General features: G+C 36.3%; 13 protein-coding genes. 7 read left to right on the plus strand and 6 right to left on the minus strand.

Annotated features, from left to right (window positions below; all coding sequences use genetic code 11):
• Nucleotides 1-17: 17 nt before the first annotated feature.
• The gene (locus ACFQ1K_RS01565) at nucleotides 18-1118 is read right to left on the minus strand and encodes a fatty acid desaturase family protein (protein WP_320555417.1); all 1101 of its coding nucleotides are present in this window, start codon (nucleotides 1116-1118) and stop codon (nucleotides 18-20) included.
• A gap of 145 nt (nucleotides 1119-1263) precedes the next feature.
• Between ACFQ1K_RS01565 and rsmG the strand changes: the two genes are divergently transcribed.
• On the plus strand, nucleotides 1264-1890 hold the full coding sequence (gene rsmG / locus ACFQ1K_RS01570) for a 16S rRNA (guanine(527)-N(7))-methyltransferase RsmG (protein ID WP_320555416.1): 627 nt from the start codon (nucleotides 1264-1266) through the stop codon (nucleotides 1888-1890).
• A gap of 40 nt (nucleotides 1891-1930) precedes the next feature.
• Here rsmG and ACFQ1K_RS01575 read toward each other — a convergent pair whose 3' ends face one another.
• Nucleotides 1931-3622 (minus strand): T9SS type A sorting domain-containing protein, encoded by a 1692-nt coding sequence (locus tag ACFQ1K_RS01575; RefSeq protein ID WP_320555415.1) that lies wholly within the window; start codon nucleotides 3620-3622, stop codon nucleotides 1931-1933.
• A 147-nt stretch (nucleotides 3623-3769) separates the two neighbouring features.
• Nucleotides 3770-5395, minus strand: coding sequence for an L-glutamate gamma-semialdehyde dehydrogenase (pruA, locus tag ACFQ1K_RS01580; RefSeq protein WP_320555414.1), 1626 nt, complete (start codon nucleotides 5393-5395; stop codon nucleotides 3770-3772).
• Between the two features lie 141 nt (nucleotides 5396-5536).
• On the opposite strand from pruA, the gene ACFQ1K_RS01585 reads away from it, so the two are divergent.
• On the plus strand, nucleotides 5537-6547 hold the full coding sequence (locus ACFQ1K_RS01585) for a DUF6695 family protein (protein WP_320555413.1): 1011 nt from the start codon (nucleotides 5537-5539) through the stop codon (nucleotides 6545-6547).
• Here ACFQ1K_RS01585 and apaG read toward each other — a convergent pair.
• The 3 genes from apaG to ACFQ1K_RS01600 form a co-directional block, all read right to left on the minus strand.
• Nucleotides 6540-6926 carry a Co2+/Mg2+ efflux protein ApaG gene (apaG, locus tag ACFQ1K_RS01590; protein ID WP_320555412.1) on the minus strand — a complete coding sequence of 129 codons (387 nt, stop codon included), beginning with the start codon at nucleotides 6924-6926 and terminating at the stop codon, nucleotides 6540-6542. The genes ACFQ1K_RS01585 and apaG overlap by 8 nt on opposite strands.
• A gap of 63 nt (nucleotides 6927-6989) precedes the next feature.
• Complete coding sequence (locus ACFQ1K_RS01595; protein WP_320555411.1) at nucleotides 6990-8366, minus strand: pyridoxal phosphate-dependent decarboxylase family protein; 1377 nt, start codon at nucleotides 8364-8366, stop codon at nucleotides 6990-6992.
• 130 nt (nucleotides 8367-8496) lie between these two features.
• The gene (locus ACFQ1K_RS01600; RefSeq protein ID WP_320555410.1) at nucleotides 8497-9750 is read right to left on the minus strand and encodes a type IX secretion system plug protein; all 1254 of its coding nucleotides are present in this window, start codon (nucleotides 9748-9750) and stop codon (nucleotides 8497-8499) included.
• 160 nt (nucleotides 9751-9910) lie between these two features.
• Here ACFQ1K_RS01600 and ACFQ1K_RS01605 point away from each other — a divergent pair, with 160 nt between their 5' ends.
• The 5 genes from ACFQ1K_RS01605 to nqrE are packed head-to-tail and all read left to right on the plus strand — an operon-like array spanning nucleotide 9911 to nucleotide 14702.
• Nucleotides 9911-11260, plus strand: a complete 1350-nt coding sequence (locus ACFQ1K_RS01605; protein ID WP_320555409.1) for a Na(+)-translocating NADH-quinone reductase subunit A — start codon at nucleotides 9911-9913, stop codon at nucleotides 11258-11260.
• Nucleotides 11260-12486: an NADH:ubiquinone reductase (Na(+)-transporting) subunit B gene (locus tag ACFQ1K_RS01610; protein WP_320555408.1), complete on the plus strand. Its 1227-nt coding sequence runs from the start codon at nucleotides 11260-11262 to the stop codon at nucleotides 12484-12486. The genes ACFQ1K_RS01605 and ACFQ1K_RS01610 overlap by 1 nt, the downstream gene beginning before the upstream one ends.
• A gap of 2 nt (nucleotides 12487-12488) precedes the next feature.
• Complete coding sequence (locus ACFQ1K_RS01615) at nucleotides 12489-13280, plus strand: Na(+)-translocating NADH-quinone reductase subunit C (protein ID WP_320555407.1); 792 nt, start codon at nucleotides 12489-12491, stop codon at nucleotides 13278-13280.
• A gap of 3 nt (nucleotides 13281-13283) precedes the next feature.
• Nucleotides 13284-13916, plus strand: a complete 633-nt coding sequence (locus ACFQ1K_RS01620; protein ID WP_320555406.1) for an NADH:ubiquinone reductase (Na(+)-transporting) subunit D — start codon at nucleotides 13284-13286, stop codon at nucleotides 13914-13916.
• A 45-nt stretch (nucleotides 13917-13961) separates the two neighbouring features.
• Nucleotides 13962-14702: an NADH:ubiquinone reductase (Na(+)-transporting) subunit E gene (nqrE, locus tag ACFQ1K_RS01625; RefSeq protein ID WP_320555405.1), complete on the plus strand. Its 741-nt coding sequence runs from the start codon at nucleotides 13962-13964 to the stop codon at nucleotides 14700-14702.
• Nucleotides 14703-14704: the final 2 nt, after the last annotated feature.

Raw genomic sequence — 14704 nt, forward strand, 5'->3', positions numbered from 1 at the left:
GTTAATGAATAAAAGTATTACGATTGCATTGATGGTCGCATACCCATTTCTTTTAAAAATTTAAAGTGAGCGACTATAGCTTTTCTTGTGGTTTCGTATTCTTTGTATGGTAAATTGAATTCCTTAGCGGTATCCTTTACAATTTCAGCAATTTTATTGTAATGAATATGACTAATATTAGGAAAAATATGGTGTTCTACCTGGTGATTAAGTCCACCTGTATACCAATTGATTAGCCAGTTTTTAGCACCAAAATTTACAGTTGTTTTGAGCTGATGAACAGCCCAAGTGTTTTTCATGGTACCATCTTTTTCTGGCATTGGCATTTCGGCTTCGTCCATAACGTGGGCTAATTGAAACACAATACTCAATATAAGTCCGGCCACATAATGCATTATAAAGAAGCCAATAAGAACCTCATACCAAGCTAAATCAGTAAGAAGTATTGGTAGTACAATCCACATGGAAACGTAGACCAGTTTAGAAATAACCAATTTACTCCAATTAACAATTGGGTTTGGGAATTTACCATAAGACAATTTACGCTTCATGTAGCGTTTCATTTGTTGAAAATCTGTAGTAATAGCCCAGTTAATGGTTAGTAAGCCATAAAGTAACACCGAATAATAGTGCTGAAATCTATGGTGTTTTCGCCACTCGGCATGCTTAGAAAAACGTAGAATTCTTCCAGCCTCTAAATCTTCATCATGACCGTGAATATTTGTGTAAGTGTGATGTAGTACATTGTGTTGTACTTTCCAGTTATAAACATTGCCCGCTAGAATGTAAATGCTACTTCCCATTAAACGGTTAACCCATTCTTTATTGGAAAATGCGCCGTGATTCCCGTCGTGCATGACATTCATCCCAACACCTGCCATACCAACTCCCATGACAATGGTGAGTAGAATTTGTGCCCATGTTGGCATGTTTAAAGTGAGTAATAAGAAATAAGGAGTAAGAAAAATGGCAAACATAACCACGGTTTTAACCCATAGTTGCCAATTTCCAGTTCGCTTTATATTATTTTCTTTAAAGTAATTGTTGACGCGTTTGTTAAGTGTTCTAAAGAATTTTGCAGAATCTGCTCTTGAAAATGATAAGGTTTGCTGTCCCATACAGTATTTATTTTTTATCTATAACGTTGAGGATTAAAAAACATTACGTTATAGGCCTCAAATATAATAATAATTAAATGGAAGCCTTATGATTCGTTTTAAATTATCCACATTAAAAAATGTACTTTTGCAGAAAGCAATTTAAATGGAATTAATTCTCAAATATTTTCCTGATTTATCCGAAACGCAAATTGAGCAGTTTGCAGCTTTAGAAGAGCTTTACAAGTATTGGAATGCCAAAATCAACGTTGTGTCTCGTAAGGATATTGATGAACTTTACTTACGACATGTACTACATTCTTTAGGAATTGCAAAGGTGGTTGAGTTTGCCGAAAATACCTCAATTTTAGATGTTGGGACTGGTGGTGGTTTTCCTGGTGTACCTTTGGCAATAATGTTTCCAAACTGTCAGTTTCACCTTGTCGATAGTATAAATAAAAAACTCAAGGTGATTAATGCGGTTTGTGAAGCCATTGAACTAACCAATGTAAGAACAACCCATAGTAGGGTAGAGGCCATAGATGAAACCTATGACTTTATTGTAAGTAGAGCGGTAACAGCTATGCCAGAATTCACCAAGTGGGTAAAAGGTAAAATTGCTAAAAAGCAACGAAATGAATTAAAGAATGGGATATTGTACTTAAAAGGTGGTGACCTAACAGAAGAGCTTAAACAATATACTACAGTAAAAGCGTATCTTTTATCAGACTATTTTGAGGAAGCTTTCTTTGAAACAAAAAAAGTGATTCAATTGCCACTCAAGTATAAATAAAAAAAGCGCTTTACATGAAGCGCTTTTTTTATTTACTTATTTAATTGGCAACAAACTTAGTTGTAAAATTGGTATTATTTTCAGAGGTCACATTCAAAATATAGAATCCTGATGCCAGATCCATGGGTAAGACCGTTCTATTAGATAATACTATGGATGTATTGTATACCACTTTTCCCGAAACATCTATAATTTCTATGTTAGCGTTTGAGGTATTTTCCGTAAGGAGTACCAATTCTTCTCTAATAGGATTTTTTTCTAATTTAAAAACAAGCATTTCATTATCAGGAATAGCGAGGGAAGGAGTCAAAATTTCTGTTAAAGCAAAATTTACGTTATTCTCTGTTAATTGTACATGCGGTTCGTTTTCATCTGGTAAAAAGGTATTGTCAAAAGGAGTGTTATTCGTTGTACCACGACCCATTAAGTTGATGTCATGATGCCAGTCAATTTCGTTATCTGTTATTGCCAAGGCTAATGCGCTAACCGACGGAATAAAATTGAATTTATCAATCTGTAAAGCATTCACAAAGTCACCCGCAGTACCTCCACCTGCTGCAATGTCACCGGTAAGGGCAGCAAGATCAAAAAGACCTCCAGGTGCAGCATCTACACCATCGGAATATGAAAATGATTGGCTATTAGCGTTAGACCCCTCGACTTCAAAACCAAAAAGTGAAATACCAATATCACTTACTGAAGAGGTGATGCCAGCCGCTGGAGTAAAGTAAATCTCAACATCAACTATCGCCGTGAAGGCACCTGCCGGAACACTAAAACTATCATTGATTACCGTGTAGCTGTTGGTTACTGTTGGCCCATTATTGCCTAATGCGAAATAAGAATTGCCGATTCCGCTTCCATTAATTATTGCAACGTTTCTAGTATTTTCTGGAAATCCAGAACTATTAAAACTATTAATATTGTTTTCAAACTGGGCTCTAAATGGGTGAGCTTGAGGTAATGTAAGTGTTGGATCAAAATTCACACTACTTCCAGACTGAAGATGAGCTTCAAAATGATCAACTAACAACTGTCGTGCTGCCGGAGACTTTAAGAAAGAGTCAATCAGAGGCTGAACTTCTGCAATGGGTTGGGTTCCGTTATTAGCAAGAAAGTTTAATTGGTGTTGTAGTCCAATGGGGACATTTGCTCCATGGTGCGGAGAGTCAAAAGACATGTATAATCGTGTGTCTGCATTTAATCCATTTGATTCCATGTAATTTAAAGCATATCTTGAAATCAATCCACCCATACTAGGGCCTATAATAACATTTTGCTCAGGACTGTTGCCAGCTTTTGCGGTATTGATAATATCTAAAAGCTCTACAAGTAGCATGGCATTACGCTCTATAAAATCGGTACCGCCATCAACGGTTGCACCATCAGCTGCCCTTAGATAGGTAGGGAAATTTAAAATAATAACATCAAAACCTTCTGCTCTCACGAGATCTGCTAGGTTTTGAGAACCAGAGCTACTTGTAAAATCCAATAAACTGTATAAACCAGGAATATCTCTGGAGTCTCCAGGATCAAAGCCGTCCACGACGATTATAGGTTTGTCTAGGATTCCAGTTTGAGTATCTAGAAAAATCTGATATTCGCCTTCTCCAGGATAATTAGTGACTTCACCATAAGCTGATAAGTCTGGAGTGATACTAGAGGTGAAAGAGGTTTGGGCTATTAATAAAGAAGGAAAGATTAAAAAGATGAAAATGTAAAGTTTTTTCATATCGAGGGAGTTTTTGATTTTAGACTCAAAAGATACAAAGTTTCAAAAGGTCTTCAATCAATAGCTGTATTATATTCTATTAAAAGCAAAAAAAATCCTTAAAAGCATTGAGCGTTTAAGGATTTGTTTTTCAGATTGTTATAAAATCTAACCCAAAAATGGATATCTGTAATCAGTTGGTGTCACAAATGTTTCTTTGATTAATCTTGGAGATACCCAACGTAATAAATTTTGAGCACTACCTGCTTTGTCATTTGTTCCTGAAGCTCTGGCACCACCAAATGGTTGTTGCCCAACAACGGCACCAGTAGGTTTGTCATTAATGTAGAAGTTACCCGCAGAATTTTGTAATGCTGTGGTTGCTTCATCAATAGCATAACGCTCAGTGGCCAAAATAGCACCAGTTAAGGCGTATTCGCTAGTTTCATCAACCAGTTTTAAGGTTTCAGAATAACTGTCGTCTTCGTAAACATAAATAGTAATTACAGGACCAAATAATTCGGTACACATGGTTGTGTATTTAGGATTGGTAGTAACAATAACTGTTGGTTCAATAAAGTACCCTTTAGACTTGTCATAACCTCCACCAGCAATAATTTCAGCATCGCTATCCGCTTTCGCCTGGTCTATGTACTTAGCTAATTTATCAAACGATCCTTCATGAATTACTGCTGTGATAAAATTGCTCATATCTTCAGGAGAACCCATTTTGAAAGAAGCGATGTCTTCTAAAACATACTTCTTCACATCAGTCCAGATACCTTTTGGGATATAAGCTCTGGAAGCTGCACTACATTTTTGGCCTTGGAACTCAAATGCTCCGCGAGTAATAGCTGTTGCTACTTGTCTTGCGTTTGCAGATTTATGAGCTACGATAAAGTCTTTGCCACCTGTTTCGCCAACAATTCTTGGGTAGGTCTTATAGCTATGGATATTTTCTCCGATTTGTTTCCAGAGCTCTTTAAAGATAAAAGTAGAACCGGTGAAATGTAATCCTGAAAAATCAGGACTTGATAAAACGGTTTTTGTGATCATAGCCGGGTCGCCAAACACAACGTTGATAACACCATCAGGTACGCCAGCTTCCTTAAAGACGTCCATAATAACTTTAGCTGAGTACACTTGACTATCACTAGGTTTCCAAACCACAACATTACCCATTAATGCCATACAAGATGGTAGGTTACCTGCAATTGCAGTAAAGTTAAAAGGTGTTACAGCATAGGTAAAACCTTCAAGTGGTCTGTATTCAACACGATTCCACGCGCCACTGGTACTTTCTGGTTGTTCCATGTAGATGTCTGTCATAAACTGAACATTGAAACGTAAGAAATCTATAAGCTCACAAGCAGAATCTATCTCTGCTTGATGAATTGTTTTAGACTGTGCTATCATTGTAGCGGCATTAATTTTAGCCCTGTATGGGCCAGCAATCAGTTCAGCAGCTTTTAAGAAAATTCCAGCACGCTGTTCCCAAGGCAATTGAGACCATGTTTTACGGGCTTCTAGAGCAGTGGCAATAGCGTCTTCTACATGCTTTTGCTCTGCAACATGATATTCTCCAACAATATGTTGGTGATCGTGTGGAGGAGACATGGTTCTGGTATTACCAGTTTTTACATCTTTTCCATTAATATATAAAGGTACTTCTACTTTACTGTTAATCATAGATTTGTAAGCTTCTGCAACAGCTTTACGCTCTGGCGAACCAGGTGCATAAGACTTTACAGGTTCGTTAACAGCAATTGGTACATTAAAGAATCCTTTTGACATAATATGAATATTTTTTGTTTGATTTTGAAAGTGCAAAGTTACAATATTTATAAGAGAATCTAGGTTACATTCATAACAGACCTGTTTGGAAAATCATTATATTTTTTTGTAAGTTGCCTAAAGTGATTTTTTAATTCTAAGATGCCAAAAAATAATGCCTTTGTTTTAACCCTCGCTTATCCAGAAACGATTGTTTCTCATGCAGATGAGTGGTATTCTAAGTATTTAAAATACCTTTCAATAGGAAGTGAAAATCATGTGAGAGCAGGACATGCGGCCATGGTTTTAATTCATAAAGACACAGGTGTTTTGGAATATCATGATTTTGGGCGTTACATTACTTCAGAACCCAATGGGCGAGTTAGAGGAAGAGAAACGGATTTTGAACTGCATTTTCCAATTAAAGCTAAAGTGGAAGGCGATACCATTAAAAATTTAGAAGAGATCCTGGAGTTCTTAGCCGTGAATCCTAAGTTAACCCATGGTGATGGTCATTTGTATGCATCGGTTTGCAATGCTGTAAATTATGATATGATCAGAACGCATGTTGATAAAATGCAAGCTAAAGGATTCATTAGATATGCTGCATTTGTAAAAGAGGCATGTAATTGTGCCAGGTTTGTAACCGATTCCTTAATCGCTGGTGTTACGCATAGTAATATAAAAAAGCAACTTATTCGATCTAAATGGTTTACACCAAGTACCATAGGTAATGTCATCATTGCAGATACTGAAGATTTTGTTTACTTGGTGAATGAACAAGGTGAAATAGGAGAATTTAAATCTACTGTAGGTAAAGAGAATAGAAGACTGTTTTTAGATAGGCTTAAAGGTTACAATCCAAGTTTGGAAGGAACTTTAGAGCCCAAACATAATGAAGTAAAAGAAGAGCATGCGCAATGGTTGCCTGGCATTGCGGCAGGTGCTTGGTTTGAATTACATGATTTAGGACACGACTGTGAATACCGTTTTAGAAGAATCTCACCTTATGGTAATATGGACTGTGATGGTATTTACAAAGTGAACGATGATAGTTTCGATATTTCAAAAGATTATCAGTTTGTTCATTACTCCAATTGTTTGTTTTTTAATGTGAAACAAAAAGGTAAGGAATATAAATTCGAGTATTTACGACCGAGACCGATTAATTAAGCGCAAAAGGAGCACTCAATTTAAACGAAGGAATATATACTTTAAACTTACTGGCTTTTGTAAAGTTTACCATGTTATAATGGCCTTGCATGGCACCAAAAGGTGAGGTTAGAAGACAGCCAGAATTGTAAGTGTGTTTTTCGCCTGGTTTTAAAACAGGCTTTTTTCCAATAACCCCTTCACCTTCAATGACCTCTTCGTTATTGAGCGCGTCGAGAATTTTCCAGTGACGGGAATGTAATTGCACAGAATCTTTACTTTGGTTTTCAATAGTCACTTTATAACCAAAAGCAAAGTGCACTTTATAGTTCTTATAAAATGTACCTTCAAAATTGGTTTCTACGGAGATTTTGATGCCGCTCGTAACTTGTTGTACCATTGATTATCTGTATGTTGTATCTGCTAAAATAAAATAAATTTTCATTGAAGCCTTATATTTTGGCTAAGAGGTAGATATTTTTAACATTTTATCGTTGACATGCATTTCTAGAGTTTTAAAAAATGCCAAAATATCATTTTCTTCCAAAGCGCTATTTATGGTTACCATACGCACAAACTGCTCACCTTTAAAGGAACCAAAACCAACCATGAGATCAGCGTGTTCATATAAGGATGTGCAGAGGGCCTTAGCGTCAATATCCTTGTAATTAAAGCAAACTGAAATAGAATCGTCAAAACTGTAGAGTTTGTAATTGCTATTGCTTTTGATGTATGCTCTGGCTATCTCTGCTAATTTAAACTGTTTATTTACAATTTTTTCCAAACCTTTTGTGCCGACAGATTTCCATAGTGTCCAGATTTTAAGGGCATCATTGCGTCGGCCACATTGCATTGAGGTTTTACCTAAATTAAAATCGTCTCCATCGGTTTGGTAGAGGTAATCCGCTTCGTTAGAGAACGAATGATGAAGTTGTTCAGGATGTTGTGTCACAATAATAGAACAACTTAGGGGAGTGCCTAACATTTTGTGTGCATTAATACTAAATGAATCTGAATGTTTTAATCCCTCGATTAAGTGTTTGTATTTTTTGCTGAAAATAACACCACCACAATAGGCACCATCAACATGAAGCCAAAGGCTGTATTTTTTACTGATTTTGCTAATGGCTTCAATATCATCAAATGCACCAAGGACCGTAGTTCCTGCAGTAGCATTGATGAAAAAAGGGATGTAATTATTTGCAAGGTCAATCTTTATTAAGGTCTCTAAATGATCAATTAACATCTCGCCCCTTTCATCCGTGTTTACCAGTCTCACTTGTTTACGGCCAATTCCTGTTAAAGCCGCATTTTTTGATATCGAATAATGAGATTCTGCAGAGGTGTAAAGTGTCATTTTTGTTGAAATTCCCTCAGTTCTTATGGCTGAGTTTTTAGCATCTCTCGCCATAATAAGTACCATCATATTACTCATTGAGCCACCAGGTGCAAAGGTGCCGTCACTATCTTGTGAGTAATCAATGAGGTTACAGATGTTTTTTAAAACCTGCTTTTCTATACCAACTTGAGGGCCTGCCACTTTGTAGGTATACATGCTATTGTTAAGCATAACGGCTAGTAAATCACCTAGGGTGGCTTTACCAATTCGGCCACCAAATAATTGGTTGAAAAAGGATTTTGTAGCTGTTTTTGGTGTGCTTTTTATAATGGATTTTAAGTTTTCTATTAATTCACTATCAACCACACCTTCAGAGTTTAGTGATAAATCCAATGCGCTATATAAACTAGAGGTTGGTATTGGTTGGGCAACAGGATGTTTTTCTTCTTCTGAAAGAAGCTGTTCTGCAAGTTCTATGAAGAGTTGTAAGTCCTTTTGCATTGGGTAAAGCTCTGATATTGAATAGTATAAATTTATTCCTATTTTTTGATACTAAAGAACGAATTATCAGAATATTAAATATGTCCTTAAAAGTACAAAATGGTTAAGGAGGACTTACATAGTTGGGTTCTTAATTAGAAATGTCCACAGAAGTAGCTTCCCCATAGCCTATAAGTCTATCGTATCGTGCTCCTAAATCTCTGTAATATACCAAAACTTTGTAGTTATTCTCTGTTTGCCAATAGTCACCGCTTATTGCACCTTCATCAAGTTCGCCCGTTTCTTGGTCAACCACTACATATTTGTAGTTGTAAAAACCTTGTTTGAGCCTAAAACTAACTTCATATTCGTCCTTTTCAGAAATATATTCCATTCTGGTTAAAGGTTCAATGGCAAAGGCATTAAAATTACCGTAGACATGAATGTCTTTTCCAATCAATTCGTTTTGTGCCAGTGAAAAGTGTACCATTGTGTAGTCAGCCTCAATGTCTACATCCAATCGGTCTGCGGCAGTCACCTGAAAATTGCCGTTGAGGTCTGGGTTATAGGTGTAAGGCCTTCCTGCCCTTACGATGTTAGGATATAAGTAACTTTGGTATATATCTTTTAAGTCAATGAACTGAACACCTACATTGGATGTTCTGACATCTTTATTTTCAAACCACAGGTATTCATTACCTCCCCAAAAAGCAGATTCGGTATCATATCTGTAAATAAGTTCATTACCAAGTGTATATTGTGGTTTCAGGTCAGATATCGAGGTGTTAAGATTGTTGTTTTGAATGATAACGGTCTTAATCGTTTCAAGTGGATTGTTAAAGTTGATGCTATTGGTGGATATAGTAAGGTCCACAGATTGTTTTTCATCAATTACCCTAACATCTCTTGAGCGTTTAACCCTAACACCAACGTTTACCAAATCTTCATAGACCATAAATTTTCTGCTAAACATGAGTTCGTCGTACTCATCATAGATCGAAATCATATAGTTACCACTTTTTAAAAGGGCTCTTGTTTGAATATTTGGTACTTGTAGTTTATAGTGCGAATAGACTTGATACGTATTAAAAGAATTGTAATATTCTAATATGCGTTGGTTATCTAATCCTCTAAGATATTCCGCCTTTGCCAGAACCGATGGTGTCCAGTCAAAATTGAAGTGTTCAATAACGTAATAGAAGTCTTCTTCATTGGCGTTAAGTGCATCAAACTCAAGAATCAAAGGTTCTCCCAACCTTAAAACTGGTAATTGACCTTGGGTGGTGTTGCTCTTAAAAGTTATGGTTTTTATGAAGTCTGGTGGACTTACTTCTTTAGCCTGCGATATTAAACTTAGAGGAATGAGAATAAGGGATAGAATAAAATAGATTTTTTTTGATGTCATATATTAAATGTCTATGGTATAAAGATAATCAATTTACGTGCCTTAATATATATATCCTATTTATAATGGTTATAAATAAAAAAGATGTTTCATAATGAAAATTATTTAAGCATTAATTCTTAAATTTGCACGGATTTTTAGATAACTAATCTTTAACTATATGTCAAAAGACATCAGAATAAAAAAAGGTTTAGATATAAAACTGGTTGGCGAAGCCGAAAAAACTACTGAAAATGCTATTGTTAGCAATTTTTATTATATCAGACCCGAAGATTTCCACAGTATAATCCCAAAACTTGTTGCAAAAGAAGGTACACACGTTAAAGCAGGTGAAACGTTGTTTTACAATAAGGACAATGAGGATATGAAGTTTGTTTCACCTGTATCAGGCGAGGTAATAGAAATTCAACGTGGACCAAGACGTCGTATAGACGCAATTAAAATTACTGCCGATAATGAGCAAACCTACGTAGATCATGGGAAGTTTGACCTATCAGCAGATGCAGAAAAAATTAAAGCACATTTATTGGCTTCAGGATGTTGGGCGTTTATAAAGCAACGTCCTTATGATATCGTGGCAAAAACAACAAGCAGTCCTAAGGCTATTTTTATTTCGGGTTATGCTAGCGCTCCATTAGCTGCCGATCTAGACTATACTTTAGCTGGTAAGGAGAATGAGTTACAGGCTGCGGTTACTGCATTGTCAAAGTTAACCGAGGGAGATGTTCATATTGGAGTAGGGAGTTCAAACTCACCGTTGGCAAATTTACAAAATGCTATAATTCATAAAGTTTCTGGGCCACACCCATCTGGAAATGTGGGTACTTTAATAAATAAAGTAGATCCAATTAACAAAGGTGAGGTCGTTTGGACCGTGAATGCACAGGATTTAGTTATAATTGGCGAACTGCTTTTAACAGGCAAATTTAATGCAGAGCGCATCGTTGCTTTAGCAGGTTCTTCTGTAAAAAAGCCAAGATATTTTAGAACGAAGATAGGTTCTGAAGTAGCAACCATGATTTATGATAATGGTGTTGAAAAGGATGCAAACGATAGAATTATCTCTGGAAATGTTTTAACAGGGAAAAAAGTAGGGCCAGATGGAGCATTAGATTACTACAGTAATGTGATTACGATCATACCAGAAGGAGATGATTACGAGTTCTTTGGATGGAATAAGCCTGTGTTTAATAAGATTTCTACATCGAGAGCTTTAACTTTTTCATGGTTAAACCCTAAGAAAAAATACGACCTTAACACTAATACCAATGGTGAGCATCGTGCATTTGTAGTTACTGGTAGTTACGAGGAGGTATTCCCTCTGGATATCTATCCAATGCAAATATTAAAGGCGTGCATGTACAAGGATTTAGACGAAATGGAAGCGCTTGGTATGTATGAAGTAGCTCCTGAAGATTTTGCTTTAACAGAATTTATTTGTGTGTCTAAACAACCACACCAAAAAATTATAAGAGAAGGATTAGACTTAATGCTTAAAGAGATAGGATAATGGGTTTAAAAGAAAATTTACACAATTTTAAGGAGAAAAATAAAGACAAAAAGTGGATTCCTGGTTTTAATGCCCTATTCACGTTTTTATACATGCCGAATGAGACTACTCATGGTGGAACTCATATCAAAGCGGCTGATGATTTAAAGCGTACTATGAATACGGTAATCATAGCTTTGATACCATGTTTAATTTACGGGATGTTTAATGCAGGTTATCAGCATTATCTAGCTCAAGGTTTAATCGAGTCAGCTGATGGGTTTTTAGGTGCATCCTTCTGGACTTGGGACAACTTAGTGATTGGGCTATGGAAGGTTCTACCATTAGTTGTTGTGTCTTATGGCGTTGGATTAGCAGTAGAATTCGTCTTTGCAATTATTAAAGGTCATGAAGTTGAGGAAGGCTATTTGGTAACAGGAATGTTAGTGCCACTCATTGTGCCAGTAGATATACCATTATGGATGTTAGCGGTGGCTGTGATTTTTGGGGTTATCATTGGTAAGGAAGTTTTTGGTGGAACGGGAATGAATATTCTTAATCCAGCTTTAACCATTCGTGCATTCTTATTTTTCGCATATCCAACATGGATGTCTGGTGATAAAGTATGGGTACATGGAGCAGTAGAAAGAGATCAAGCTATAGCTGCAGGTCAGAGTTTGGATGCGATTTCCGGTGAAACATTATTAGGAGCTTACGCTCAAAACAGCTCTTTAGCAGGTATAGACTATTGGGACATGTTTTGGGGATTGATACCTGGTTCTGTTGGAGAAACTTCAAAATTCCTAATCATCATAGGTGGCTTATTCTTAATCTTTACTAAAATAGGAAGTTGGAGAATTATGTTAAGTACGGTGATTGGTGCTTTAGTCATGGGGCTTATCTTCAATGGTGTTGTAGATGCAGGTTGGATTGGTGAAACAAGTAAGTTTTACGGATTAATGAGTGTGCCTTTCTGGCAACACCTGATTATTGGTAGTATTTTATTTGGAGCCGTTTATATGGCAACAGACCCTGTTACAGCGGCTCAGACTAATAAAGGGAAATGGATTTATGGGTTCTTAATTGGATTTGTTTCAATCATGATTAGAGTGTTCAATCCAGCATACCCAGAAGGTGTATTCTTAGCCATTTTATTAATGAATGTGTTTGCACCAACCATAGATCATTATGTGGTACAAGGAAACGTGAAGAAAAGAATGAAACGTATTAAAGTTAAAACAGCATAAACATGGCACTTAACACAGAAAAAAATTCATATACAGTAATTTTCGCCATCGGGATGGTGTTGGTTGTAGGTGCGCTATTGGCTTATTTAGCCTCCTCCTTAAAACCTACGATTACAGAGAATGAGCGATTAGAAAAACAGCAGAATATCCTTTACGCTATGGGTGTTAATAACAATGAAGGCTCTAGTGTAGAATTTATATCAACGGCAGTAGCCCCAAAAGAATTTGAAAAAAATATTTCAGAACAATTGGTCTTAACGGTTGACGCTTCAGGTAAAATTATCAAGAAGCAAACACGTGAGGAATACTTGGAAGAGTTCAAAAAAGAACCTTACTTAATTGATATAAAGAAGGAAAAATCTAATTATAAAAACGGTACGCCAAGACAATTACCGCTTTTTGTTGGTGAAAAGGATGGTAAAAAAGTGTATGTGGCACCTATTTATGGTAAAGGGCTATGGGATGCTATTTGGGGGTATGTAGCTATGGATGAAAACATGGTAGTGCAAGGAGCTTATTTTGACCACAAAGGTGAAACACCTGGATTAGGGGCTAACATTAAGCAGCGCTTCTTTATGGATGACTTTTATGGAGAGCATTTACTTTCTGAAGCAGGTGTATTTAAGGGAATAACTGTAGCTAAGGGAAATGCTGACCCAAAGAATGAAGACAAAACAGATAACGAGGTAGATGCAATTGCAGGTGCAACGATCACAGGTGATGGTGTTACAGCAATGATTAAGAGTGATCTTAAATTATATGTGCCTTATTTCAAATCTTTAAAAAATATGTAAGACATGGCAAAAGATAGTAGATTAATATTAGATCCATTAGCAGATAACAACCCGATAACCATTCAAGTATTAGGGATATGTTCTGCGTTGGCAATTACAGCAGAATTGGAGGCATCTATCGTAATGTCAATTTCAGTACTGTTCGTGTTGGGTGTTGGTAATGTTGTCATTTCTTTAATGCGAAACATTATTCCTTCAAAAATTAGAATTATTGTACAGTTAATTGTTGTTGCTACGTTGGTTATCATAGTAGACCTGGTTTTGAAAGCTTTTGCCTATGAACTTAGTAAAACATTATCCGTATTCGTTGGGTTAATCATTACTAACTGTATAATTATGGGGCGTTTTGAGGCCTTTGCTTTAGGTAATGGCCCTTGGAGATCATTTTTAGATGGTATTGGAAATGCACTAGGTTATGGTATTATACTTGTTATCGTAGGATTCTTTAGAGAATTATTAGGGTCAGGTACACTTTTAGGATTTCCTGTGTTGGGAGACCCAATTGAGAAAACGGGTTTATATGCTTTAGGCTATGAGAATAACGGATTTATGTTATTATCACCAATGGCTTTAATCGTTGTGGGTATAATTATCTGGGTACAACGTACTAAAAACAAAGCATTAATAGAGGACTAATAGAAACTGTTATCCTGAATATTCAGGGTTTCAAATAGAAAAAATATGGAACACGTAGAGTTATTTTTTAAGTCAATTTTTATAGATAATATGGTATTCGCCACATTCTTGGGAATGTGCTCTTACCTTGCCGTATCTAAAAAGGTTTCGACAGCGGTTGGACTTGGTGCTGCTGTAATATTTGTATTGGCCATTACAGTACCATTAAACTGGTTATTAGATCAGTATATTCTTCAACCAGGTGCTTTATCTTGGCTAGGAGAGGAGTATGCGAGTTACGATCTAAGTTTCCTATCGTTCATCATGTTTATTGCGACAATCGCAACAATGGTGCAATTGGTAGAAATCATTGTTGAAAAATTTTCACCTTCTTTGTACAATTCACTAGGTATATTCTTACCATTAATAGCAGTGAACTGTGCGATTTTAGGAGGCTCTTTATTTATGCAGTCACGTGAAATCGCGACACTAGGATTAGCTTTAAATTATGGAGTAGGTTCTGGTATAGGTTGGTTTTTAGCCATTTTAGCAATTGCAGCAATTCGTGAAAAAATAAGATATAGTAATGTGCCTCCTGCGTTAAGAGGTTTAGGAATAACCTTTATTATTACGGGTTTAATGGCGATAGGTTTTATGAGCTTTGGCGGAATGCTAACCGGAGGAGACGATGAAGGAGCAAAGTCTGAGGATCAATCAGCTGCTATTGAAATAATTCAAGAAGATATTAAAACAAATGATGCTAATAAAGAGTCTGACTTAGAATTAGCTGAAAACACAAATAAGTAATT

This window comes from Winogradskyella aquimaris (assembly GCF_042676105.1).
In the GTDB taxonomy this organism is placed as follows: Bacteria; Bacteroidota; Bacteroidia; order Flavobacteriales; family Flavobacteriaceae; genus Winogradskyella; species Winogradskyella aquimaris.

Bases quoted from the DNA above. Each gene is read 5' to 3' on its own strand.
- ACFQ1K_RS01565 (WP_320555417.1), bottom strand. From the start codon at position 1,118: ATGGGACAGCAAACCTTATCATTTTCAAGAGCAGATTCTGCAAAATTC.
- rsmG (WP_320555416.1), top strand. From the start codon at position 1,264: ATGGAATTAATTCTCAAATATTTTCCTGATTTATCCGAAACGCAAATT.
- ACFQ1K_RS01575 (WP_320555415.1), bottom strand. From the start codon at position 3,622: ATGAAAAAACTTTACATTTTCATCTTTTTAATCTTTCCTTCTTTATTA.
- pruA (WP_320555414.1), bottom strand. From the start codon at position 5,395: ATGTCAAAAGGATTCTTTAATGTACCAATTGCTGTTAACGAACCTGTA.
- ACFQ1K_RS01585 (WP_320555413.1), top strand. From the start codon at position 5,537: ATGCCAAAAAATAATGCCTTTGTTTTAACCCTCGCTTATCCAGAAACG.
- apaG (WP_320555412.1), bottom strand. From the start codon at position 6,926: ATGGTACAACAAGTTACGAGCGGCATCAAAATCTCCGTAGAAACCAAT.
- ACFQ1K_RS01595 (WP_320555411.1), bottom strand. From the start codon at position 8,366: ATGCAAAAGGACTTACAACTCTTCATAGAACTTGCAGAACAGCTTCTT.
- ACFQ1K_RS01600 (WP_320555410.1), bottom strand. From the start codon at position 9,750: ATGACATCAAAAAAAATCTATTTTATTCTATCCCTTATTCTCATTCCT.
- ACFQ1K_RS01605 (WP_320555409.1), top strand. From the start codon at position 9,911: ATGTCAAAAGACATCAGAATAAAAAAAGGTTTAGATATAAAACTGGTT.
- ACFQ1K_RS01610 (WP_320555408.1), top strand. From the start codon at position 11,260: ATGGGTTTAAAAGAAAATTTACACAATTTTAAGGAGAAAAATAAAGAC.
- ACFQ1K_RS01615 (WP_320555407.1), top strand. From the start codon at position 12,489: ATGGCACTTAACACAGAAAAAAATTCATATACAGTAATTTTCGCCATC.
- ACFQ1K_RS01620 (WP_320555406.1), top strand. From the start codon at position 13,284: ATGGCAAAAGATAGTAGATTAATATTAGATCCATTAGCAGATAACAAC.
- nqrE (WP_320555405.1), top strand. From the start codon at position 13,962: ATGGAACACGTAGAGTTATTTTTTAAGTCAATTTTTATAGATAATATG.